Annotated in this window: 16 protein-coding genes; 10 read left to right on the top strand and 6 right to left on the bottom strand. The window is 61.1% G+C overall.

Annotated features, from left to right (window positions below):
* Positions 1-94 precede the first annotated feature (94 nt).
* Both HHL24_RS24760 and HHL24_RS24755 read left to right on the top strand, forming a co-directional pair.
* Positions 95-1,516, top strand: coding sequence for a DUF1254 domain-containing protein (locus HHL24_RS24760; protein WP_169487993.1), 1,422 nt, complete (start codon positions 95-97; stop codon positions 1,514-1,516).
* A 329-nt stretch (positions 1,517-1,845) separates the two neighbouring features.
* Complete coding sequence (locus tag HHL24_RS24755) at positions 1,846-5,667, top strand: DUF748 domain-containing protein (protein WP_169487992.1); 3,822 nt, start codon at positions 1,846-1,848, stop codon at positions 5,665-5,667.
* Positions 5,668-5,789: 122 nt separating this feature from the next.
* On the opposite strand, the gene pdxR is transcribed toward HHL24_RS24755, so the two are convergent.
* Positions 5,790-7,343 (bottom strand): MocR-like pyridoxine biosynthesis transcription factor PdxR, encoded by a 1,554-nt coding sequence (gene pdxR / locus HHL24_RS24750; protein WP_169487991.1) that lies wholly within the window; start codon positions 7,341-7,343, stop codon positions 5,790-5,792.
* 129 nt (positions 7,344-7,472) lie between these two features.
* On the opposite strand from pdxR, the gene HHL24_RS24745 reads away from it, so the two are divergent.
* From HHL24_RS24745 to HHL24_RS24730, 4 genes are all read left to right on the top strand, one after another.
* The gene (locus HHL24_RS24745; protein ID WP_169487990.1) at positions 7,473-8,570 is read left to right on the top strand and encodes an ABC transporter ATP-binding protein; all 1,098 of its coding nucleotides are present in this window, start codon (positions 7,473-7,475) and stop codon (positions 8,568-8,570) included.
* A 177-nt stretch (positions 8,571-8,747) separates the two neighbouring features.
* On the top strand, positions 8,748-9,797 hold the full coding sequence (locus tag HHL24_RS24740; protein ID WP_169487989.1) for an ABC transporter substrate-binding protein: 1,050 nt from the start codon (positions 8,748-8,750) through the stop codon (positions 9,795-9,797).
* A gap of 268 nt (positions 9,798-10,065) precedes the next feature.
* A complete protein-coding gene (locus HHL24_RS24735) occupies positions 10,066-11,334 on the top strand; it encodes an ABC transporter permease (protein ID WP_206003005.1) in 1,269 nt (422 codons plus the stop codon).
* A 24-nt stretch (positions 11,335-11,358) separates the two neighbouring features.
* Positions 11,359-12,198, top strand: coding sequence for an ABC transporter permease (locus HHL24_RS24730; RefSeq protein WP_169487987.1), 840 nt, complete (start codon positions 11,359-11,361; stop codon positions 12,196-12,198).
* A gap of 148 nt (positions 12,199-12,346) precedes the next feature.
* On the opposite strand, the gene HHL24_RS24725 is transcribed toward HHL24_RS24730, so the two are convergent.
* Positions 12,347-13,894, bottom strand: a complete 1,548-nt coding sequence (locus tag HHL24_RS24725; protein ID WP_169487986.1) for a tetratricopeptide repeat protein — start codon at positions 13,892-13,894, stop codon at positions 12,347-12,349.
* A gap of 479 nt (positions 13,895-14,373) precedes the next feature.
* Between HHL24_RS24725 and HHL24_RS24720 the strand changes: the two genes are divergently transcribed.
* From HHL24_RS24720 to HHL24_RS24705, 4 genes are all read left to right on the top strand, one after another.
* Positions 14,374-15,435 (top strand): OmpA family protein, encoded by a 1,062-nt coding sequence (locus tag HHL24_RS24720; RefSeq protein WP_169487985.1) that lies wholly within the window; start codon positions 14,374-14,376, stop codon positions 15,433-15,435.
* A gap of 242 nt (positions 15,436-15,677) precedes the next feature.
* Entirely contained in the window at positions 15,678-16,313 is a 636-nt protein-coding gene (locus HHL24_RS24715; RefSeq protein WP_169487984.1) for a response regulator transcription factor, read from the top strand.
* Positions 16,314-16,484: 171 nt separating this feature from the next.
* On the top strand, positions 16,485-18,056 hold the full coding sequence (locus tag HHL24_RS24710; RefSeq protein ID WP_230417555.1) for a sensor histidine kinase: 1,572 nt from the start codon (positions 16,485-16,487) through the stop codon (positions 18,054-18,056).
* Positions 18,053-19,303: a hypothetical protein gene (locus HHL24_RS24705; RefSeq protein WP_169487983.1), complete on the top strand. Its 1,251-nt coding sequence runs from the start codon at positions 18,053-18,055 to the stop codon at positions 19,301-19,303. The genes HHL24_RS24710 and HHL24_RS24705 overlap by 4 nt, the downstream gene beginning before the upstream one ends.
* Positions 19,304-19,417: 114 nt before the next feature.
* Here HHL24_RS24705 and acnA read toward each other — a convergent pair whose 3' ends face one another.
* The 4 genes from acnA to HHL24_RS24685 form a co-directional block, all read right to left on the bottom strand.
* The gene (gene acnA, locus HHL24_RS24700) at positions 19,418-22,135 is read right to left on the bottom strand and encodes an aconitate hydratase AcnA (protein ID WP_169487982.1); all 2,718 of its coding nucleotides are present in this window, start codon (positions 22,133-22,135) and stop codon (positions 19,418-19,420) included.
* Between the two features lie 40 nt (positions 22,136-22,175).
* Entirely contained in the window at positions 22,176-23,627 is a 1,452-nt protein-coding gene (locus HHL24_RS24695; protein ID WP_169487981.1) for a bifunctional 2-methylcitrate dehydratase/aconitate hydratase, read from the bottom strand.
* 26 nt (positions 23,628-23,653) lie between these two features.
* Complete coding sequence (locus tag HHL24_RS24690) at positions 23,654-24,166, bottom strand: hypothetical protein (RefSeq protein ID WP_169487980.1); 513 nt, start codon at positions 24,164-24,166, stop codon at positions 23,654-23,656.
* Between the two features lie 104 nt (positions 24,167-24,270).
* Positions 24,271-24,954: citrate/2-methylcitrate synthase (locus tag HHL24_RS24685; RefSeq protein ID WP_329606731.1), on the bottom strand; the 684-nt coding region annotated here is incomplete at its 5' end.

Raw genomic sequence — 24,954 nt, 5'->3', positions numbered from 1 at the left:
GGACTGGCTGCGCTCGGCTTAGGGAGGCCACGCAAACAGGGTTCGCTGCGCACCGACGTCTCCCTTAGGACCGCACGTTCTGCCACCTGAACGAATGATAAAAAATCGCCAAGAACTGTTTTCGTTTCACTGGACCTGCGCATCGCTCGCAGGCCTCGCATTTCTGGCCGGTTGCGCGTCGACTCCGCCCACGACGCAAAAAACTACTGGCTGGGTCAAGGATGAAGTCGCCGATTCGTATGTATTCGGCTATCCGCTGGTGCTGATGGGCGTCGCGCGCGACGCGGCGGTCGGCACTAATCCGGGCCAGGCGCCAGTCAATACGCTGCGCCACGCGCAGGCCCTGCCGCCAATCGGCGCCGCCAATCCGCTGCAGCCAAGTCTCGACACGCTCGATTCGACCGGCTGGCTGGACGTCGGCAGCGAGCCGGTGATCGTGTCACTGCCCGACTCGCACGGCCGCTATGTCGACGCCCGCGTACTCGACATGTGGACCAACGTGGTGTGGTCGACCAGCTCACAGTTCGGCACCCGCGCCGCAGGCATCAAAGCGCAAACGATTGCCTTCGTCGGCTCGGGCTGGCAGGGCAATCTGCCCAAGGGCGTGACGCGCGTCGACGTGCCGACCCGCAACGCATGGGTGAGTGTGCGCATCCAGTCGAACGGCACGCGCGACCTGACGGCGGTGCGCAAGCTGCAGCGCGCCATCCGTGTCGCGCCGCTGAGCGTCTACGCGGGCGATACGCGCTCGGCGTCGATTACGCCGCCGCGCAGCAATGCCGCCGATGCCGCCGCCGCGACCGCTTCCGGTACGCCCGCCGCGCAGGTTGCCGCGCTCGACGCGAACGGCTTCTTCAGCCGGCTCGCGCAGGCGTTGCCGGACAACCCGCCGACACCGGCCGATCCGCATGCGCTGAAAATCCTTTCCGACTTCGGCGTGACGCCTGGCGATCCGGTGAAGCTGCCGAGCGCGCCCGAGGCGATTGCCGCGGGTCTTGCCGACGGCCACGACCGCGTCGTCACGCCGCCGTCCAATCTGCTGAGCGGCAATGGCTGGAGCTGGTTCGGCGACGGCGTGGGCAACTACGGTCCCGACTACGCGATGCGCGCTTACGCCGCAGCGACCCAGCCGGGCATCGGCACGAAGGACGATGAAGTGCGCGCGGTCATCACTCAGGACAGTGACGGTCATGCGCTCAACGGCGCGAACCGCTACGTGATCCACTTCGCGCCGAACCAGTTGCCGCCGGTGCGCGGCTTCTGGTCGATCACCGCCTACACGAAGGACGGTGCGTTAGGGGAAAGTGCGCCGGCGCGTCTGGCGGTTGGCGATCGCAATGGCGCACGCCGCAATCGCGACGGTTCGCTCGACGTGACGGTGTCGTCGGCGCGCAGCAAGGGCGGCAACTGGCTGCCGGCGCCGCGCGCCGATCTGCAACTGGTGCTGCGTCTGTACGCGCCGAAGCCGCAAGCTACTGACGGCAGTTGGCAACCGCCGGCCGTCGTGCGTCAGTGAATTGCGGCAATGAAGTTCGCCGATGAAATGCTTCAGTGAAGTGCGGTGATGAAGTTCGCCGATGAAATGCTTCGTTGAAGTGCGACAGTGAAATGCTTCAATGAAATGCATGGGCGATATGCGTCACTGCTGTGACAGCAATGCATGAGTGACGCATAAATCCGCGCATGTCCGCCGCTTCGTGCCGGCGGACATGCGGCGCTGTAGCGTGCAACAATGTGTAAGCCTCGGCTTACATTTCTATGCCGCGTAAGATTCACCACTTATACTGCCGCTTGCGGGATTTTCGTTTCGCGGCGGGCTTGCCGCCGCATTACCCAAGATCGAGCATGGCAAGCCTCAATAAAGCATCAATCGCCTCTTCCATGCAGACCGTGCGCGATGTCGCGCAGTCACGCCGCACCCGGCGTGTCATCACGGGTCTGCTGATCTTCCTCGTATTGTTCGGTCTGCTGGGCTTTTTCGCGGCGCCGCCGTTGATTCGCCACATTGCCGAGCAGCAACTGAGCAAGCAACTCGACCGGCCTGCCACGATCGGCCGCATTGCGCTCAATCCATACACGCTGAAACTCGAAGCCGATCGCGTGCATATCGGCGAGCGTGGCGGCGCGGGCGACTTCGTCGATATTGCGCGGCTCATCGTGCAGCCGTCATGGAGTTCGCTGTTTCGTGCCGCGCCGATCATCGACGAAGTGCAACTCGATTCGCCGCAGTTTCATATCGTTCGCTATGATGCGCAGCGCTTCAATTTCACCGACCTGATCGAGAAGTTCTCAAAGCGGCCGGCCACGCCCAATAGCAAGCCGACGCTATTCTCGGTGTCGAACATTCGCCTCGAAAACGGCCAGATCACATTCGACGACAAGCTACTCGGCGCAACGCACGTGATCGACCAATGGAAGCTCGGCATTCCGTTCATCGCCACGCTGCCTTCGAAAACGGATATCTTCGTTGAGCCGTTGCTGCGTGCGCGTATCGACGGCAGTCCGCTCGCTATCGACGGCAAAACCAAGCCGTTTGCAGCGTCGCGCGAATCGGAAGTGTCGCTGCGCTTCGACGGGCTCGATGTGCCGCGTTTGATGTCCTACGTGCCGACCAAGCTGCCGGTGATTGTGCAGAGCGGCAAGCTGTCCACCGATCTCAAGCTCAACTTCGTGATGTCCAACGACGCGCCTTCGTTGCGCGTGGCGGGCACGGTCGATTTGAACGATGTAGACGTGCGCGATCAGAGCAAGGCGCCGTTCTTCGCCGCGCGCGCGGTGCATGTGGCTGCCGCGACGCTCGAGCCGTTGAAGAGCCTGTATCACTTCGACGATATCCGCATCGACGCACCAAGCGCCAATCTTGCACGTGATAAAGAAGGCGTGTTGAGTGTCGAGCGGATGTTCGCGCCTGCGCCTGCTGCGGAGGCTGCTGCAACTTCTGCACCGGCGGGTGCGTCTGCATCTGCGCCGGCATCCGCGGCGGCCGCGTCTGCTTCCACGACGGCTAAGAACGCTGCGAGCGCGCCAGTCGAAGCATCCGGCGCAGCCGCCGCCGACAAGACCGCACAGCCTCTGGACCTGTCGATCAAGCGTTTCGTGCTCAACGACGGCACCGTGAACGTTCACGATGAAGCCGCCTCGCGACCGGTCGACCTCGGCCTGCAAAAACTGGCCGTCACGCTGACCGATTTCTCGACGCTGGCCACCGCGCCTGCACACTACACGCTGAACACCGACTTCAAGGATGCGGGAGGTTCACTCGGCGCGGCGGGTGCGTTCGGCCTCGTCGCGAAGACGGCCAGTGCGAAGCTCGATCTAAAGTCGTTGAAGTTGCCGTTGCTGCAACCTTATCTCGACACCGCGACGGCCGCGCAAGTGGTGGACGGCGCGCTGTCCGCCAACGCGAACGTCGGCGCGAATTGGTCGAAGTCGCCGGCCGCAGTGATGGTCACCGACACGCAACTCGATCTGCAATCGCTCAAACTCGCGGCGCGCGGCAGCAACGCGCCGGTGGTTTCGCTCGCGCAAGGCACGGTGACGGTCAAGCAGGTGGACGTAGCTGGACGCACCGCCGATATCACCGGCGTCGACACGACAGGTCTGGTGGTGAATGCGCAGCGACTGAAAGACGGCAGCATCGACCTTGCCGCGCTCGCCGGTCCGCATCAGGCCGAGCAGAAGCGCACGGTTATTCACGCGGCGAAGAAGGCGGAGGCGGAAGGGCCCGCATGGCACTACAAGATCGGCGAGCTCAATCTGAAAGACGCGACCGCCAATTTCACTGACAACACCACGCCGCGTCCGGTGAAGCTGAGCGTGACGCCGCTGCAACTGAAGGTGCAGCAGATCAGCGATGATCTGAGTAAACCGCTGCCGATCGATCTGCAAGCAACGCTCAATAAAAAAGGCACGCTCGGCATAAAAGGCGATGTCACGGCGACACCACTCAAGGTGGCCGTCAAGGTGAACGCGAACCGCCTGGATGCGGCGGCCTTCGAACCGTACTTCGGCAACAAGCTGAATGCGCTGATCGCGAGCGCGTTGCTCAACGCGAACGGCGATCTCGCGCTGAGTCAGGCAAAGGCGCTCAAAGCGACGTATCGCGGCGACGTGGCGCTGGTCGACGTACGGATGCTCGACAAGGCGACGTCTGACCCGTTCGCGGGTTGGGGTTCGCTCGCGCTGACCAACCTGAAGGCGGACTACGACGAACACGGCACGGTGGTCGACGCGGGCCGCGTCACGTTCACGAAGTTCTATGGGCGCGTGCTGCTCGACGCGCAAGGCAAGCTGAATCTCAAGGACGTGGTTGCGCATGAAAGCGGCGCCGCGCAATCGCTGACACGCGACAAGAGCGGCCACGAACCCGTGCCGCTGACGCCGCAAGCGGCGTCGGCACCCGAGGTGGCTTCCGCGCCGGTACCGGCGTCGTCGGCAACCCCGGCCACGGTCACCGCCGCAACGCCGCCGCAGAGCCCCGTCAAACTGCACTTCGGCCAATTGGTGCTGCAACAGGGCCGTGTGACGTATACCGACAACTTCATCAAGCCAAACTTCACAGCGAACCTTGTCGCCATTCAAGGCACGGTTGGCGCGTTCGGCACGCAATCGACTACGCCCGCGCCCGTGGACATCGCTGCAAAACTGGCAGCCAACGGTCCGCTGTCGATTCGCGGCACGGTCAATCCGCTGATCGCAAAGCCGGCACTCGATTTGACGGCGAGCGCACACGATATCGAGCTCACCAATCTCACGCCGTATTCGGCCAAATACGCCGGCTATCCGATCACTAAGGGCAAGCTGAACGTCGATCTGCACTACAAGCTCGATAACGATCAGTTGAACGCGAACAATCATATTTTCATCGATCAACTCACGTTCGGCGATCACGTCGAGAACGATACGGCGACCAAGCTGCCGGTGCGTCTCGCGATCTCATTGCTGAAAAATTCGCGTGGTGAAATCGACGTGAATCTGCCGGTGTCTGGTTCATTGTCGAATCCGGAATTCAGCGTCGGCGGCCTGATCTGGCATGCGGTGCTCAATCTGTTGCAGAAGGCCGTGACCGCGCCGTTCTCGCTGATCGCCAATGCGTTCGGCGGCAATGGTGAGGAGTTGGGCTATGTCGAATTCGAGCCAGGGTCGGCGAAACTTTCCGACGCTGCGGACAAGAAGCTCGACACCATCGTGAAAGCGCTGGCCGACAAGAGTTCGATCCGTATCGACCTGATCGGCCGCGTCGATCCGGCTGTCGACGAACCCGGTTTGCGCACGCAGTACGTTGAACGCCAGGTGAAGCAGCAGAAGATCAAGGACGTGGTGGGCAATGGCGAGAGCGTCGATTTGTCGACCGTCACCGTGGATCCCAAGGAGTACGACAAGTACTTGGCCAAGGCCTATAAGTCCGCCGACTTCAAGAAGCCGCGCAATTTTGTCGGCTTGACCAAGAGCCTCCCGGACGACGAGATGAAGAGCGCGATGGCCGCCAACGCTCCGATCAACGACGCCAGCTTGCGTGATCTCGCGCAGCAACGGGCGCAAGCCGTGCAGCAGTATTTCGAAGGCAAGATCGACAGCAGCCGCGTGTTTATCGTCGCGCCGAAGCTGAACGCAGACGGCATCAAGGACAAAGGTGCGACGACGCGGGTGGACTTCGGCTTGAAGTGATGCGTTGTGTTGTGTTGCAACGCGAGCCGGTTCGTAATCGCCGTCTCGCCTTCGTGACGCGATGTGACGTATCGCGTTGTGGACGTACACCGCTGCGCGTGTCGCAGCGCGGCGGCGTGCAGTTAAGCGGCGCGCGTAGGCTTTTTCTTCAACGCCGTCTGCTCGATCACTCGCGCGAGGGTGTCGAACGCCGGGCCGATCTTCTCGTTTGCCACGCACGCGTAGCCCAGCAGCAGCCCGCGTCGCGCGGGCGTCTCGCTGCTGTAGTAGGCAGCGAGCGGCCGCACGATCACGCCGGCATCGTAAGCGGCTGCCGTGACCGCGCGATCGTTCGCATGATCGGGCAGGCCGAGCACCAGATGCAAACCGGCCTCGTCGCCCATCACCGGGAGTTCGTTGCCGAAACGCGCGGTAATCGCGTCGATCAGAATCTGCCTGCGTTCGCCGTATAGCGCACGCATACGGCGAACATGCGACGTGAGATGGCCGTCCATGATGAAGTCGGTCATCACCGCCTGCTGCATTAGCTGCCCCTCGCGATACAGCTCGGCCACGCCCGTGCGGAACGTATCCACCAGATGCTCCGGCGCGATCATGTAGCCGATCCGCAAACCTGGAAACAGCATCTTCCCCAAGCTGCCGACGTAGATCACCTGGCCGGCGTCGTCGAGCCCTTGCAGCGATGCTAGCGGACGGCTGCCGTAGCGGAACTCGCTGTCGTAGTCGTCCTCGATGATCCAGACGTTGTGCTGGCGCGCATACTCGAGCAGCGTGCGGCGGCGCGCAAGACTCATCACCATGCCGAGCGGATATTGATGCGACGGAGTAACGAGCGCGAGGCGCGGCGGTTGTTGCAAATCTTGTTCGCGTGGGTTGAGACCTTCGGCATCAACCGGCACCGGCACCAGCGTGATCCCCGACGATTGCAGCACGCTGCGCGCGCCCCAATAGCACGGCTCTTCCACCCACGCGCGATCGCCGACGTCGGTCAATAGACGCACCGCCAGATCAATCGATTGATGAATGCCCGTCGTGATGATGATCTGATCGGGCGTGCAATTCACCGAGCGCGCGACGCGCAGGTAATCGGACAACGCGCGCCTTAACGGCCTATAGCCGCCGCCCGGCGCATAGGTCAGCAGATCCGGATTGGCTTCCTTCCACAACCTTGCCTGCAAACGGCTCCACGTGCGCGCCGGAAATTCGGCGACGTCGGGTACGCCCGGCATGAACGCACCCCACTGTTTGGCGGAGACGCCGGCCTGATCGATGAGCCTGCGTCCGCGCGTGGAGAGGTCGCCTAGATCGCGTTTTGGCGGCTTTGCGGTCGCGGCGGCTTGATTAGCACTGTCCGCATCGACGCTCGCCACCGCCGGCTTCTCGCGCGTATTCACCGCCGCAGTATCCGGCCGCGTGTCGGCGACATAGGTGCCGCTACCGGTGGTCGAGATCACATAGCCTTCGGCGGTCAACTGATCGTAGACGTGCAGCACCGTATTGCGCGCGATGCCGAGGTCTTCGGCGAGCGTGCGCGAACTGGGCAGCTTGGTGCCGGGCGGCAACTGGCCGGTCAGGATGGCCTGCTGCATCAGCCGCAACGTCTGCCTGTAGACCGGTTCGGCGGCCGTGCGGTCAAGCCGCGCGGCGAGCCAATCCGACAAGATCACGGTGTCCAAGTGGTTCTATCCGGAATAATGAAATGGTTCCATATTGTAGAACCGTAAGGGACTATAGTGAGCCACGCAATTGACACAATCCCGCTGTTTTGCAGAGGGAGCCAGCCGGACCGCAGAGGAGACGAAGGTATGAAAACCGATGACGTGATCGTCAGCTTTCGAGGTGTGCGCAAGACGTACGACGGCGAAACGCTGGTCGTCAAACAACTCGATCTGGATATCTATCAGGGCGAATTCCTGACGCTGCTTGGACCGTCCGGATCAGGGAAAACCACGTGTCTGATGATGCTGGCGGGCTTCGAATTTCCCACCGGCGGCGAGATCTGGCTCGACGGCACGTTGCTTAATACCGTGCCGCCGCATAAGCGCAACATCGGCATGGTGTTTCAGAACTACGCGCTGTTTCCGCATTTGACGGTCGAGCAGAACGTCGCGTATCCGCTTACGGTGCGCAAACTCTCGGCCGAGGAACGCGCGCATCGCACCCATAACGCGCTGAAGATGGTGCGCATGGAAAGCTTCGCGAAGCGTTATCCGGCGCAGCTTTCCGGCGGCCAGCAGCAACGTATTGCGCTGGCGCGGGCGCTGGTGTTCGAGCCGAAGCTCGTGCTGATGGACGAGCCGCTCGGCGCACTCGACAAGCAGTTGCGCGAACACATGCAGTACGAACTTAAATCATTGCACGAGAAGCTCGGTGTGACGTTCGTGTACGTCACGCACGATCAGGGCGAAGCGCTGACTATGTCCGACCGCGTCGCCGTGTTCGACAAAGGCATCGTGCAGCAACTCGATACCGTCGACCGTCTTTACGAATCGCCTTGCAACGAGTTCGTCGCGAACTTCATCGGCGACAGCAACAAGCTGCGCGGCACGATCGCAAACGTCGACGGCGAGTACTGCGAGTTTCATTTGATTGACGGTACGCGGCTCACGGGACGCAATATCGGTGGCGCGCGGGCGGGCACGCCGGCGGTTGCGTGTATCCGGCCCGAACGCATGAAGCTTGCGAACGGCGTATCACGGCCTGGCGCCAACGCGCTAAGCGGCGAAGCGCGCGGGCTGATCTATTTCGGTGACCACGTGCGGATGCGCTGTGGTCTGCCAGAACAGGACGAGTGCTTCGTGAAAGTGCCGCTCGGCACCGATGCACTCGAAACCTTCGCGCCTGGTGCGCCGGTTGCGCTGGAGTTCGCGCCTGAGCATCTGCGGGTATTTGCAGGAGCTTGAACACGTCTGCGTCGCGCGTTCATGGGGCCTTCACCTGGCGCAGTCAGATCGGAGCCGGGTCTATCGAAGCAAGCTGATCGACGCATGTAGAAAGCATCAAGCAGGGCCATCAAGCAGCACAAAAAAACCACGTCGTACTGAGCTGAAAAACACACCACCAAAGGAGAGCAACACACCATGAGCAAGATCGGGAAATCGCGCTGCGCCATCGCTGTCGGTGCTGTGGCGCTCGCGCTGGGCGCCGCGCAAGTCAATGCAGCTGAACTGACGGTCGTCAACTTCGGCGGCGCGAATGGCGACGCGCAAAAGGTCGCATTCAACCAGCCGTTCGAAACGCAAACCAGCAACAAGGTAACCGCCGTCGAATACAACGGTGAGCAGGCCAAAGTGAAGGCGATGGTCGAAGCGAAGCATGTGAACTGGGACGTGGTGGAAGTCGAATCCGGCGACATCGGCCGTGGCTGTGATGAAGGGCTGTACGAGAAGCTCGACTGGTCGAAGATCGGCAAGAAGTCGGATCTCATTCCGGAAGCGCCGCAAACCTGTGGCGTGGGCTTCTTCGTGTGGTCGACGGCGCTCGCTTATAACGCCGACAAGCTGAAAACCGCCCCGACGGGTTGGGCCGATTTCTGGGACGTGAAGAAATTCCCGGGCAAGCGTGCGATGCGCAAGGGCGCGCGCTACAACCTCGAATTCGCGCTGATGGCCGATGGCGTGCCGCCGAAGGATGTCTACAAGGTGCTCGCCACCAAGGAGGGCCAGGACCGCGCATTCAAGAAGCTCGACGAACTGAAGCCGAATATCCAGTGGTGGGAAGCGGGCGCACAGCCGCCGCAATTCCTCGTCGCGGGTGACGTGGTGATGTCGACTGCGTACAACGGCCGCATCGACGCCGCGCAGAAGGAAGGCAAGAACCTCAAGGTGGTGTGGAACGGCAGCATTTACGACCTCGACTATTGGGCGATTCCGAAGGGCACGCCGAACAAGGCGCTGGCCGAGAAGTACATCGCGTATTCGCTTTCGTCGAAGCCGCAACAGGACTACGCGCACAACATCGCTTACGGTCCGGTGAACGTGGCGGCCATCAAGGCGCTCGATCCAAAGACGCTCGCCAATCTGCCGAACTCGCCGGCTAATGGCAAGAACGCAGTGCTGCAGAACCTTGCGTTCTGGACCGATCATGGCGATGAATTGGAGCAGCGTTTTTCGTCGTGGGCTTCGAAGTAATCAAGCTTGTATGAGGCGGTGCGGCTTCTTTGTTAGTGAAGCCGTGCCGGACTGATGCGATACAACGCGCGCATATCTGAATGATGTGCGGGCTCGTCTGGATGCATGGGACAGGAGTAAGCGCTAAAGCGCTAACTCCCGTCGACTCGCCTTGCATGGGACAGGAGTAAGCGCTAAAGCGCTAACTCCCGTCGACTCGCTTTGCATGGGACGGGAGTAAGCGCTAAAGCGCTAACTCCCGTCGACACAGGAGACAGGTGTGACTACGATGACGATCGCCGACGATTCGACGCCTGAGTCGAGTGTTCGGCTCAAACGCGAACTGAAGGCCGCGGAAGCGAAGAAGCGCGCGATGGCGCTGCTGCTGATTGCGCCGCTCGCCATTTTTCTGTTGCTGATTTTCGTTGTACCGATCGGTGCGCTGTTGACGCGCGCCGCGCAGAATCCGGAAGTGGTCAACGCTTTGCCGCATACGCTGAACGCGTTGAGCGGTTGGGATCGCAAGACGCTGCCTCCTGACGCAGCGTATACCGCATTGGCTGTTGACCTCGCCGCGGTCGCCGATAGCGATGGCATGGGTGCGCTGGCGCGCCGCTTGAATGTCGAAATTCCCGGCTATCGCTCTCTGGTAGCGAAATCGGCACACGCGATGCCGTTCGTCGACGACAACAGCAAGCCGTTGAATCTCACGCCTGCCCAGGTTCACGCGAAATTCGTCGAACTCGACGAGCGCTGGAACGACATCGCCTACTGGCAAGCGATTGCAAAGAATTCAGGGGCGTATTCGCCGTTCTATCTACTGGCTTCGTTGGACCACAAGCAGGACGCGTTCGGCCAAGTTATCCCGACGGATCCTGATCAACAGATTTATCTCGCCGTGTTCAAGCGCACGTTCGTGATCGGCGCAGCCGTGACGTTTTTCGCGCTGCTGCTCGGCTACCCGCTCGCATACTGGATCTCGACGCTGTCCGACCGTCGCGCGAATCTGGTGATGATTCTTGTGTTGATTCCGTTCTGGACGTCGATCCTCGTGCGCGTCGCCGCGTGGATCGTGATTCTGCAAAGCGAAGGGCTGGTGAACAAAGCGCTGATTGCAAGCGGGCTGCTGCATGACCCGCTGTCGCTGCTATTCAACCGCACCGGCGTGTACATCTCGATGACGCACATTTTGCTGCCGTTCATGATCCTGCCGCTGTATAGCGTGATGAAGTCGATCCCGCCGACTTACCAGCGTGCCGCGATTTCGCTGGGCAGCCATCCATTCGCCGCATTCTGGCGCGTGTATGTGCCGCAAACTTATCCGGGCATCGGCGCGGGTGCGTTGCTCGTGTTCATTCTGGCGATCGGCTACTACATCACGCCGGCATTGCTCGGAGGACCGGGCGACCAGATGGTCAGCTACTACGTCGCGTACTTCACCAACGTGACGATCAACTGGGGCATGGCGTGTGCGCTCGGCGGTTTGCTGCTCGCCGCGACGCTCGTGCTGTATGTCATCTACGGGCGCTTTACGCGTTCGTCACTGAGCCTTGGCTGATTAGCTAAACGGAGCTTACTCACGATGAAACTTGCCAAGCCCTTGTTTGCGCCGCACACGTCTTTGGTCGAACGCGTGTGGTATTTCGCGCTGCGCGCGCTTGCCGTGCTGACGCTGCTATATCTGATTTTGCCGGTGCTGGCGATTGTGCCGCTGTCGTTTTCGTCGAGCACGTTTCTCGTGTATCCGATTCCGGGCTGGTCGCTGCGCTGGTACCAAAATCTGATTGCATCCGATGAATGGCGCATGGCGGCGAAGAATAGCTTTATCGTGGCGCCGTCGGCGACTGTGGTTGCAACTGTTCTCGGCACGCTTGCTGCAATCGGGCTGACCAAAGCGAACTTTCGCGGCAAGGCGCTGCTGATGGCGATCCTGATTTCGCCGATGATCGTGCCGGTGGTGGTGGTCGGCGTCGGCATGTATCTGTTCTTTGCGCCGCTGGGGCTGGCGAATACTTATATCGGGCTGATTCTGGCGCATGCGTCGCTTGGTGTGCCATTTGTCGTGACGACGGTGGCGGCGACGCTGCAGGGCTTCAATTACAACCTTGTGCGCGCCAGTTTGTCGCTGGGCGCGAATCCGGTGACGACGTTTTTCCGTATCACGTTGCCGGTGATTGCACCGGGTGTGATTTCGGGTGCGCTATTCGCGTTTGCGACTTCGTTCGATGAGGTGGTGGTGACGCTGTTTCTCGCAGGCGCGGATCAGACGACGCTGCCGCGGCAAATGTTTACGGGCATCCGCGAGAACATCAGCCCGACGATTGCGGCGCTGGCGACAATTTTGATTGTGTTTTCGACTTGCTTGTTGCTGGCGCTTGAGTGGTTGCGGGGAAGGAATGCGGCGCGGGCGGTAAAGGCCTGAGTGTCAGGCGGATGCGTTGTGGTTGTCGTGATTTAGCGTCTGACGGTCGCGCTGGATGAACGACACAGGGATGTGATGAGACGGTGCGTGGGGCGCTTCGCGGCGGCGGCCAGCGCACGATTTGTCCGCCGCGATGCCTTTCGTGGGTCTAGAAGCGCTGCTTTAGCTCTGCGGCTACCCGTGCCAGCACATCATCCCAGTTGCCTCGCTGCGACTGGGTGAAGAGACGCACGCTGGGATACCAGGGACTGTCATCCCGATCGCGCAACCAGCGCCAGCAACCTGCGAAACGGTTGAGCAGCCAGACCGGCTTGCCCATCGCTGCGGCGAGGTGCGCAACCGACGTGTCGACAGAGATCACTAGGTCGAGGTTCTCGATCAGCGCGGCGGTATCCGCAAAGTCCGTGATTTCATCCGTCCAGTCTTTTAGACGTGCTTTGCTTGCTGGGTCGGCGAGCTTTGCCGGGTCATCAGTCTTTTGCAGGCTGATCCAGCGTACGTGTGTCAAGGCGAGCAGCGGTGCAATTTGCGTGGACGTCAGGCTGCGCTCGCGATCCACTGCCAAGCCTGAATGGCCGCCCGCCCACACAATGCCTACCCGCGGCAGATCGGAGCCCGGCAATGCGGCCAGTCTCGTGTGCCATCTGGCGGCGCGCCCGGCATCGGCATAAAGGTAGGGGACGGTAGCCGGAATGCTATCCAGTCGGGTGCCGAATGCCCGTGGCAACGACATCAAAGGGCTGTGGCAGTCCCAGTCACGTTCGCGGACCTGTTCCCGGTAGAGCAGCACGAGGCCAGGCCAGCGCGAGCACAATGACTGTCCGTACAGGCGCCGCAAGGGCGGCGGGCAGACGTAGCCTACCTTTGAAAAGCGCGTGAGTGCCATTGGGAGGTAGCGCACAAACTGCAGGCTGTCCCCGTAGCCTTGCTCGGGAATGACCAGCAGCCGCGCTGTCTGGACGCGCCCCTTGTGCGTACGTTTTGTCGTGTCCGAAGTTTCGCCATTCCACTGCGGCAGCGGCACTTGCGGGCGCACCGCGTGAGGGCGCCCGTCGGCAGTCACGCCCGTGACCCAGCGGTCTTCGTAATAAGGCCAAGCTTCCTCATAGCGGCCCGCAGTGAGCAAGGTACCAGCAAGAGCAGCGCGAGTCGGGAGATCGGTGGGCGTGAGGGCCACGGCGCGCTTGAGGTGCCGCTCCGCGTCGTCCAATACATCAAGAGCCATGGCGAGGTCGCCTAGGCTAGCGTGCGCTCTCGGGTTATCCGGCTCGAATTCAAGAACCCTGCGATAGCAGATGGCTGCGTCTTCGAGACGTCCCTGTCGTTCCAGTGTTACCCCCAAGTTGAAGTGGAGCATAGGCGAGTCGGGCCGGAGTGTGAGGCCCCGCTGGACAGTTTGTTCGGCGCTGGCGAACGCCCCCAGTCTGATTTGAACGATGTAGAGGGTGTTATAGAAAACCGGACTGGGTTGAACCTCGATTGCGCGCTCGATCCAGCGTTGTGCTGATTCGAGCTGATTCGACTCAAGGGCCAACACTCCGTGCGAGTACAGAGCCCCGGCGTGTTTTGGGGCTTGGGTAAGGATTCGATCAAGGAGTGACTGCGCCGTGTCGAGATTGCCCGCGCGACGGGCTTCGAAGGCCTCGTCGTACCAGGTCGCAATTTCGTCAGATGGCACGGGGGAAAGGATTGACATGGATGAGGAGCAGGTGTCCGTTGAGCGGTCGGTCCGGCGGCCGTGAACGGTGAAATCGAACCGGCACTTTGGACTTGTATGGAGATAGACGCTCTACTGGGTGCCGAGCACGCCAGGGCATGCAAGTTCTATCAGACGTTGATTGTGCGTGCCGTGGAGAGGCTGGTCTGTAGGACCGTTCTGAAACGCGTGACGCGTGAAGACGGACATTTCGGGGAAATTTCACTGAGCTCATAAGCCGAGCAGCACGCCGGCACCGTATTGATCTATAGCGCCGAGCCTTGCATTGTGGCGACATCGCGGCTCACGCAAATGTCCCAATTCTTTTCCAATACTGAGCACTTCCCGCGTTTGACGCGACTTTCCCAAAAGTCTCAACTTTCTGACGTCATTCTAAGAATCTTCCCATTCCCCCCCTATCTGCGTCTCTTCATACTCAGAACCATCTTAAAGAAGATGCGTTCGACGCAGAAAATTCAATGAAACTCCAGCTAACGATCCTCGCATTCGCGTTGGCCTTGTCAGGTTGCGCGGATCACACCGCACGTGAGCGGCTCGGCATCGAAGATGCCACCGTGCTGAAAACCGGCGTCGGCGCCTCACAGGACGAGGCCGCAGGCGCGGTCAACGGGCAATGGATCGACACCTACGCGCCGATCGTCAGCAGCCGCACCGCGCTGGCATCGTTGCAACAGCGGCTCGACCAATTGCCCGGCGACAAAGACAGCTATTTCCACGCGAAAGCGCAATGCTGGTTAGACGCTGGCCAACAGGCTTGGCAGGCTAACGACCACTGGGGCTTCGTCGAAGAAGCAATCGGTCAGACTGCAATGATTACGATGGCCCTCGAAAATGGCACGCCGTTATCCGCGGCCAATCCGGCCTTGCGAACTGTATCGACGGTGCGCCCTGATCTGTGGAAGATCGTCAATACCATCAAATCTGATCCCGCCACCGCTCAATGCCCGCCCGCGCAACAGCCCTTGGCATGTGCCGAAGTCGAACTCATGCAAGCTGGACATGACGCATGGACGCGGAGTTTCTCCAACGCCGAAAAGCGCTTGCCGGAGGTCCAAAACAACCTTCGGAAATCAGCGGAAACGGCGTTGCAATGCTCGCAAGCGAAGCCCACATCTGCACCGGAACCTGCGGCGCAGGCACCGAAAAAGATAACGCTGAGGGCCGACTCCCTGTTCCGTTTCAACGGCGGCAACGAGGCGGCGATTCTGCCGGCTGGCAAGCAACATCTCGACGACGTGGTGACGGGTCTTAAGAACGTCCCCGCGATACGCGAGTTGAAGATCACCGGCTACGCCGACCGCCTCGGCAGCGATGCTTATAACCAGGGTCTTTCTTTGCAGCGCGCGCAGACGGTCCGGCAGTATCTAAGCAATCACGGCGTAACCTTGCCAATAACCGCACAGGGTCAAGGCAGCGCGAATCAGCTGGTTACCTGTCAGCAAACGAAGCGCGATGAACTGGTGCGATGCCTTGCGCCGAACCGGCGCGTCGAGATCGAATTCGTGGTCGGGGCTTCTTAGCTTACGGGCGTATCAAGAATGACCATCGGCATGAACGAACGCCGACGTCGTGCAGCCGGTCGACATCTCGACTAGCTCGCGTCGCGCCACGGCTCTGTAACGAGCCCCTAAACCTAATCCCCTGCAGTCTTACGCCGTGAGGCGGGACGTTGCGCGCATTCTTCTCGTCAGATGCGGCTTTTATGGCTTACCAGTGGTGAGCGTCAGCGTGGCAAGGGAATATTTTCATGAGAATACTATAAATGTCTACCATTCTGGTTATCGACGATCACCCCGCATTTCGGCTGGTCATCAAAATGCAGCTTATGCAACTGCTAGGTGTTGAAGAAGTCATCGAGGCCGACAACGGACAAACCGCTGTCGAAATGGCCCGGCAACACACACCGAAACTTGCAATCCTCGATCTCGACATTCCGCGCATCAGCGGGCTCGATGTCATTCCGCGTCTCAAGCTGGCACATCCGTCGATGCGCGTGCTGGTGCTGTCGGGCCAAGATCCGGCTACCTTCGCGCCGCGGGCGATGCGCTCGGGTGTGCACGGCTTTGTCGCCAAGTCGCAGGAGATGAAGGAAATCATGCGCGGTGTCGAGGCGGTACTGGCCGGCTATACGGTGTTTCCCGTGACAGCTAGCGGAGCCGGTATCGCGCCTTCCGGCGACGCGGCAAATGAAGAAGACAGACTCACGCTCTTGTCCGACAAGGAACTCGTGATTTTGCAGATGCTCTCGAAAGGCATGTCGAACAAGGCGATCGGCGACGCGCTGTTCATCAGCGACAAGACGGTGAGCACGTACAAGAGCCGCATCCAGGAAAAGCTTGGGCTGTCGTCGTTGGCCGCGCTGATTGAGTTTGCAACGTTGCACAGGCTGATCGACTGAGTGGTGCGGGCTATGAATAAAATGAGCCTGCTTGGTTCTTCAGCGGGCGCGCGTCGTCGAGCGCCGCGCTCCACTTACAATTTTTCTCACAGTTTCTCTTACAACGCTGGGTTGACTTCGATCCGTTTCGCGACGGTGTTGGGTTGCCTCTTTGCGTTTGCACTGTTGTGCATGCTCTCGATACGCGCCAACGCGGCGCCGTTAGTCGACGGCGCACCGCGCGCGCTGCACGTTGACGATTCGCGTGCGGCCGCAGTGCTGGCCGCACGCGACGCAGTGGGACAACTCGGGCAGGCGGCCCGCGGTCTTCATTCGCGCGAGAACGCCGCTGCTAGTGCGTCTTTCGCACTTGCTTCCGGTGATAGCCGCAATGCACTAGGCCAACCGGCGACAGGCGCACGTGATGCCGCGATTGAGCGGCAAACGTGGCTGTTGGCGCTGGCAGCCCCGGCAGTCGTTGCGCTGGCCGGCGCGTGCCTATCTCGCGCTGCGCTGAGGCGCGCGGCTGAGAAACTGCACCACGCTGAGAATGAATGGACGCGCCGGTGCGATGCCGCCGAAGCGCGGGAGCAGGCCGCACGCGTCGCAGCATCCGCTGAGGCGAGCGCTGCCGCGAAGCAGGAACGGCTCTGGTTACTCGGTGCGATGCGCCTCTATGCGGAAGCTCCGTTGACCGCCGTGGCGGGTCTGCTTGAATCGGTCGAAACGGCGGCCACGCCGTCGGCTCAACGCGCGCAGATTCCGGTGATCCAATCCGCGGTGCACACATGGGGTCAAACGCTCCACGACCTGCTGGATGTTTCGCCACTGGCCTCGCGCGCCTTCGTTCTCGACGAAAGCGCGACGAATCTGCGCGAACTCGTCGATGGTGTCATTGCGCTATTGTCTCCGTCCGCGACTCAGCGAGGCTTGCGCCTGAGCTCGAGCATCGATCAAACGGTCGCCGAGCGGATTCTCGCCGACAGTGCCCGGCTCGGTCAGATCTTCTTCCATCTGCTAAACCGCACGGTCCAGTCCAGCACGCATGGAGAGATTGCCCTCGTCGTGCGGGCGGAGCCATCGAATTCCGGCTCACAGCGGATTGTTATCAGCGTGACGGATGCCGGCGAAAAAGCCGCGCATGCCGAACAACTGCGACTTTTCGGGCCGAGCGCTGATGAAGCGTCCGCGGGAGAGCGGCTTGGCGATGCCGATGCTTGCTTGCCGCTCTGCCAGATTCTCGCGCAGCGTATGCAAGGTGAGCTTTCCATCGCAAGCAGTTCAGACTCCGGCACCCGCGCGAGCTTCAGTGCGCCGTTTACTGTTGATCAATGGCGGCCGTCCGCAGAACAGGCTCGTCATGCGCAGGCACCCTTATTTGCCCTTGTCGCGCAGTCGCAGGAAGCTGCCGCGAGTACCCCATCTGAACCCTTCGAGCGCCGCTATCTCGACGCGCTGTCTGAAGAGGGTATCGATCTCCACACGTTTCTGGGCGGCTGGCGCCATTCGATGGACGACGACCTGAAGCGCCTGAGCGGATTAAGTCACGAGCGCGACAGCGAAGGATTGAGCAGCGTGCTGCACAGATTGAGCGGAGCCGTAGGTCTTGTCGGTGCGCGCAGTCTAATGGAAGCGCTGCAGCGCGCCAGCACGACCCCGCTGGAACACGAGGCGGGCGCAATCGACGCGCTCATGGAGCGCGCCAAGACCTTGGTCGCGCAACTCGATACAGCGGTCGACCCACACCGGAGCACCATACGATGAACCGACCGCAGGCCTTGATCGAAGGCGATCTGGCGTTCCCGAAGCCGCGGCCATTTGACGGCTTGCCGCCGCCTTTTGGCTCGCGACGACGTGCTGCCCGGGTTGCAGCACAAAATGCAGCGCAACCTGAACCCCAACCCGCAGCACAAACCGTAGCGCAACAGGCGATCCAGGACGCGGTGCAACGCAAGGAGCAGCCGGCGCGTCAGAGCCCGTTTCCTCCGGGCGTGAGGCACGTCCTGTTCTACAAGGCGCCGCCGCAACGCTCGGATGCCCATCGTTTCGATGCGGAGATGGCTGAAGCGAAGCGCTACCTTGAGATGGGTAAGGCCCGTCCGCGCTCGTCGCGCTCGGATTACGTAATCGGGGCGACAATCTTCCTGGGTTGCAGCATTGCGCTGGCCTGGTTGCTGGCAACGTGTACGACACGGGACGCAGAGAAGGCGACAACGCTGGCCGTGACGCGGCAGGTTGTGCCAGCGGTGAGCAGCGCACCCGTCGATCATCCGCAAGAGCCGGCCAAGGTGGCGCAGTTGGCGGTTGAGGACGCGCAGACGGTTGCGCAGAACGCGCCGTCGGTCGCGAGCGCGGTGTCGACGGCATCCGCGCCGAGCTCCGTTGCGGCAGTGACGGCGCCTGCAAGCTCTGCGACGAGTTACGCCGCGGCAGAGGTCGCGCCCGCGCGTTCGGAGGCAGCGGCAGAGGTCGCGCCTGCGCGTTCGGAGGCAAGCCATACAGCGGCAGTTGTCGCGCTTGCGCCTTCCAAGCCAAGCTATGCAGTGCCCACAGTGGCGTCGGCGAGCCAATCAAAGAACGACGACACCACTCCGAAGGTCGGGCGTCAAAGCGAGCGCACGCAACTGTCGCAACACACCATGCAGCAGCCGACCGCGCGAGCGTCTACCCGCGAAGGCACGACGAGCCGCCCAGCAAAGGCGGACCGCAAAGTCGCCGTCGCACGTATGACCGAGGCGCACGTCGACGAGCGGCTCGCATTGAGCCGCACGGTTCGCCCGGCCACGCAGCCTTCCGTGTCGAAGCAGCCTGAATGGACCGCACGTCCGTCGGCCGAAAACGACGCGATCGACCAGGCAGCGTTGCTCAACTGGGCCGCCCAGCAGCGCGCGCACGTCACGACGCGCGCCACCGTGCCGGTGCCAGGTGACACCGACTGGAATGCCCGCATGACCCAACGCCGGATCACCGACAACCCGGACGCCTTCCAGGCAGGCCGTGGTCAGAAGTAAAAAGCCATAAAAAAAAGCCCGGCCAAAAGCCGGGCTTCCAAAGTCGGCTGCGTCCTCCACAGGACGCAGCCCCTGCAAAACAGCTCGCAGTTACTGCATGCGTAAGCGAATACCTTAAGCAGCCAGCAGCGAACGCAACACGAACGGCAGAATCCCGCCGTGCTTGTAGTAATCGACTTCGATCGGCGTATCGATACGCAGCAGAACCTGCACGCGCTTCTCTTTACCGTCCTTGCCGCGAATCACCAGCGTCACTTCCTGTTGCGGCTTGAAGTCGTTGCCGAGGCCTTCGACGTCAAACGTTTCTTCGCCGGTAATACCGAGCGATTGCACGCTATCCGAGCCCTTGAACTGCAGCGGCAACACGCCCATGCCGACCAGGTTCGAACGGTGAATCCGCTCGAAGCTGCGTGCGACCACAGCCTTCACGCCCAGCAGTTGCGTACCCTTCGCAGCCCAGTCACGCGATGAGCCCGTGCCGTACTCTTCACCTGCAAACACGACAGTCGGCGTACCCGCGTCGATGTACTTCATCGCTGCGTCATAGATCGACTCTTGTTCGCCGCTCGGCTGATGAATCGTCAGGCCGCCTTCAACGCGCGAGCCGTCTGCCTTCGCCGGGATCATCAGGTTCTTGATCCGGACGTTCGCGAACGTGCCGCGCATCATCACGTCGTGGTTGCCGCGGCGCGAGCCGTAGCTGTTGAAGTCGGCCTTCTGCACGCCGTTTGCCTTCAGCCACTTGCCTGCCGGCGAGTCTTCCTTGATCGAGCCAGCCGGGCTGATGTGGTCGGTCGTGACCGAGTCACCGAAGATGCCCAGTGCGCGCGCGTTCTTGACAGCCGGGATGCTGTCCGCCGGCGTCATCGAGAAGTCCTTGCCGAAGAACGGCGGCTCTGCGATGTAGGTCGACTTCGGCCAGTCGTAGACTTGACCTTCTTCGCCCTCGATCTTGCTCCACAGGTCGCCCTTCTTGGTCAGGTGCGCGTAGTTCTTGCGGAACGCGTCTGCGTCCAGCGCGAACTTGAGCAGTTCGTTGACTTCTTCGCTGGTCGGCCAAATGTCGCCCAGGTAGATGTCCTTGCCGCCGTTGCCCTTGCCGACCGGTTCGGTCATCAGGTCGCGCGTGATGTTGCCGGCGATCGCGTAAGCGACAACCAGCGGCGGCGAGGCCAGGAAGTTGGCGCGGATGTTCGGGTGAATACGCGCTTCGAAGTTACGGTTGCCCGACAACACCGCTGCCGCGACGATGTCGTTCTTCGTGATCGCTTCGTTCAGTTCCGGCGTCAGATCGCCCGCGTTACCGATACAGGTCGTGCAACCGTAAGCGGCCAGCGTGAAACCGAGCTTGTCGAGGTACTTCATCAAGTCGGTCTTCGTCAGGTATTCCGTGACGATGCGCGATCCCGGCGCCAGCGAGGTCTTGATGTGCGGCGCGACCGTCAGGCCAGCTTCCACAGCCTTCTTCGCCAGCAAGCCAGCAGCCAGCAGCACGCTCGGGTTCGACGTGTTCGTGCACGACGTGATCGCAGCGATCAGGATGTCGCCGTTCTTCACGTCGACGCCGTTGGTCGTCGTGTATTGCGCTTCGAGATCTTCGGCCTTCTTCGCAAAGCCGTTTTCTGCCACCGGCTTCGAGAACAGGTCGCTGAAGGTCGACTTCACGTGACCGATTTCGATACGGTCTTGCGGGCGCTTCGGACCTGCCAGCGACGGCGTCACCGTGCCAAGGTCCAGCGTAACGACCTTGGTGTAGTCGATCTGGCCAGCCTTCGGAATACCGAACAGACCCTGCGCCTTGAAGTAGTTTTCGAAGGCGGAGATTTCTGCGTCGGTGCGGCCCGTGCCCTTGAAGTAGTCGATGGTTTTTTCGTCGACCGGGAAGAAGCCCATCGTTGCGCCGTATTCCGGCGCCATGTTGCCGATCGTCGCGCGATCCGGCAGCGACAGCGACTTCGTGCCTTCGCCGAAGAACTCGACGAACTTGCCGACAACCTTTTCCTTACGCAGCAGTTCGGTCACGGTCAGGACCAGGTCGGTCGCCGTCAGGCCTTCGCGCAGCTTGCCCTTCAGTTCGACGCCAACCACGTCCGGCGTCAGGAAGTACACCGGCTGGCCGAGCATGCCGGCTTCAGCTTCGATACCGCCCACGCCCCAGCCCACCACGCCGATACCGTTGATCATCGTGGTGTGGCTGTCGGTGCCGACCAGCGAATCCGGGTAGTACACGGTGTCCGCGCCTTCGGCCTTCTTGTGCACGCCACGTGCGAGGTATTCCAGGTTCACCTGGTGAACGATACCGACGCCCGGCGGCACGACCTTGAACGTGTCGAATGCCTGCATGCCCCACTTCATGAACTGGTAGCGCTCGTTGTTGCGCTGGAATTCCAGTTTCATGTTCAGATCGAGCGCGTTCTTTTCGCGGAAGTGATCGATCTGCACCGAGTGATCGACCACCAGATCGACCGGGACCAGCGGTTCGATCGACTTCGGATCCTTGCCCATGTGTTTCGCAACACCGCGCATGGCAGCAATGTCGGCGAGCAGCGGCACGCCGGTAAAGTCTTGCAGCACGACGCGCGACACCACGAACGGGATTTCGTCGACGCGTGCTGCAGTCGGCTTCCAGTTCGCGAGTTGCGTGATGTGTTCTTCGGCGATCTTCTTGCCGTCGTAGTTACGCAGCACCGATTCCAGCACGATACGGATCGAAACCGGCAGGCGGTCGATCTTGATGTTCAGTGCCTTGCCGAGTTGCGGCAGGGAGTAGAACTTGCCTTTGCCGGAACCGCTGTCGAATTCCTTGAGCGTTTTGCGGAGGTTGTGGGCCATGGTGTTTTCCTTGGTTTGATCGCGGAACTACTGTACTTAACTAGATGACGTACAAATCGACGTATTCATTGACCGGCATGGCTTCGAGCCTTGTCTGATCCAGCGACACGTCGAGAATCGCCAGTTGTTGCTTGACCGGAAAGCGGCGGGCGAGGTTGGTCTTGAACTTCTCGACCAGCAACGGAATTCCGTCTTCGCGACGACGCTTATGACCGATCGGGTATTCGACTACGACTTCGTCGAACGTCGCCCCGTCGTTGAATTCGATCGTCAGTGCATTGGCGATCGAACGCTTCTCCGGATCGTGGTAATCCTTCGTGAACTGCGCATCTTCGACACATTCCATCCTGGCGCGCAGCGCATCGATACGCGCGTCCTGCGCGATCGAATCTTCATAATCCGCAGCCGTCAGGCGGCCGTGGATCAGCGGCACGGCGATCATGTACTGGATACAGTGATCGCGGTCGGCCGGGTTGTTCAGGGGGCCTTTCTTGTCGATGATGCGGATCGCGGCTTCGTGGGTGCGGATCGTGATCTTCCGGATGTCCTCGACGCGCTTGCCTGTGCTTTTAAGTTGCGCGTGCAGCGTCATCGCTGCTTCCACTGCCGTCTGCGCGTGGAATTCGGCCGGAAACGAAATCTTGAACAGCACGTTTTCCATCACATACGAGCCGTACGGACGCTGGAATCTGAACGCGTTGCCCTTGAACAGCACATCGTAAAAGCCCCACGTCTTCGCGGTCAGCACCGACGGATAGCCCATCTCGCCGGTCTTCGCGATCAGCGCGAGACGCACGGCGCGCGACGTTGCATCGCCAGCCGCCCACGACTTGCGCGAGCCGGTATTCGGTGCATGACGGTAGGTGCGCAGCGCATGCCCATCGACAAACGCCTGCGATACCGCGTTGATCAACTCATCGCGCGTCAAACCGATCAACTGGCCGACCACAGCGGTGGAAGCCAGCTTCACCAGTAACACATGATCGAGCCCGACTTTGTTGAACGAGTTCTCAAGCGCGATACAGCCTTGAATTTCGTGCGCCTTGATCATGCCGATCAAAACGTCTTTCATCGTCAGCGGCGCTTTGCCTGCTGCAATGGCGCTGCGCGAGAGCCAGTCGGCCGTCGCCAGAATCCCGCCGAGGTTATCCGACGGATGACCCCACTCAGCGGCAAGCCAGGTGTCGTTGAAGTCCAGCCAGCGGATCATCGCGCCGATGTTGAAGGCGGCCTGAACCGGGTCCAACTGGAACGACGTGCCCGGCACCTTCGCGCCGTTGGGGACGATCGTGCCGGGCACGATCGGTCCCATCAGCTTGGTGCAGGCCGGGTAGGTCAGCGCCTCGAGTCCGCAACCGAGCGTATCGATCAGGCAGTTACGCGCGGTATCCAGCGCGAGCGTGCTGTCGATCGGGAAATCCAGTACGTAATCGACGATATCGACCAGAACTGAGTCCGGATCGGGTCGCACGTTGGAAATCGGAGCGGACATCGGGGAGCTTTTCCTGATGTAACTGATTAGTTGGTCTTGTTGATTGCGTTCGATTGCGTCGGAGCCGGTGCGCCTTGCACCATGGCTGCCGTCTTGCACTCGTCGGCCAGACGCGAGCTGTCCTTATCCGAGAACAACATCGCCTTCGTCGGGATCACGACCAGGTCCATACCCGATGCTGCGTCGTGGAAACGGTCTGCGCCCGTGGTGGTCGATTCGCGCGGCAGATTGTAGTTTTTGTTCGCCCAGTGAACCGTGACGATCTGGTCACGCTTCATGTCGCCCTTCAGGTCAAACGAGAGGCCTTCGTTGCACGACCACTTTTCCGCGCCGTCCGGCACCGGATCAACCTTCGCTTCCTTGGCCGGATTGGCCTTGCGCTTGATCAGGCGTTTCGGTTGCGGGCGCTTCGGCACAGCCTTGGCGGCCGGCTTCGTGGTGGTCGTGGTGGTCGCCGTTTGCGCGGCGGCGTCAGTCGCGACGGTCAGCATCGTCGTGGACAGGGCGCCAATCACGGCGGCGATCATCAGCTTTTTCATGGAGAAAACCTTTCTATCTAGTTTCAGTTAAACAGTCCGCGGGCTACCGGTCCTGGCAACCGCGAGGGTTGAACCGCACGCGCTTCGAAAGCGCACAGCGACCGCTATTTTCTCCTATTTAGCGGCACGTACTTCAAATTCTCGGGTCCGGTGTAATTCGCGCTCGGGCGGATGATCTTGTTGTCGATCCGCTGCTCGATAATGTGCGCACTCCAGCCTGCCGTGCGGGCGATCACGAACAGCGGCGTGAACATTGCCGTCGGCACGCCCATCATGTGATACGACACCGCGCTGAACCAGTCGAGATTTGGAAACATCTTTTTCACATCTGCCATCACTGTTTCAAGTCGCTCGGCGATGTTGAACAGCTTCAGGTTGCCCGCTTCCTTCGAGAGCTTCTTTGCGATTTCCTTGATGACCTTGTTGCGCGGGTCGGAGATCGTGTACACCGGGTGACCGAATCCGATCACCACTTCCTTGTTTTCGACGCGCTTGCGGATATCGGCTTCGGCTTCGTCAGGCGTCTGATAGCGCGACTGGATTTCGAACGCGACTTCGTTCGCACCGCCGTGCTTCGGGCCGCGCAGCGCGCCGATCGCGCCGGTAATCGCCGAGTAGATGTCCGAGCCCGTGCCCGCGATCACGCGGCCGGTGAACGTCGAGGCGTTGAATTCATGCTCGGCGTACAGGTTGAGCGACACGTGCATCGCGTCGACCCATGCTTTCGACGGCTCCACGCCGTGCAGCAGGTGCAGGAAGTGGCCGCCGATCGAATCGTCGTCGGTTTC

The organism is Paraburkholderia polaris (assembly GCF_012927345.1).
In the GTDB taxonomy this organism is placed as follows: Bacteria; Pseudomonadota; Gammaproteobacteria; order Burkholderiales; family Burkholderiaceae; genus Paraburkholderia; species Paraburkholderia polaris.
Note: the sequence above shows the minus strand (reverse complement) of the source record. Positions and strands in the feature narration are given on the sequence as shown.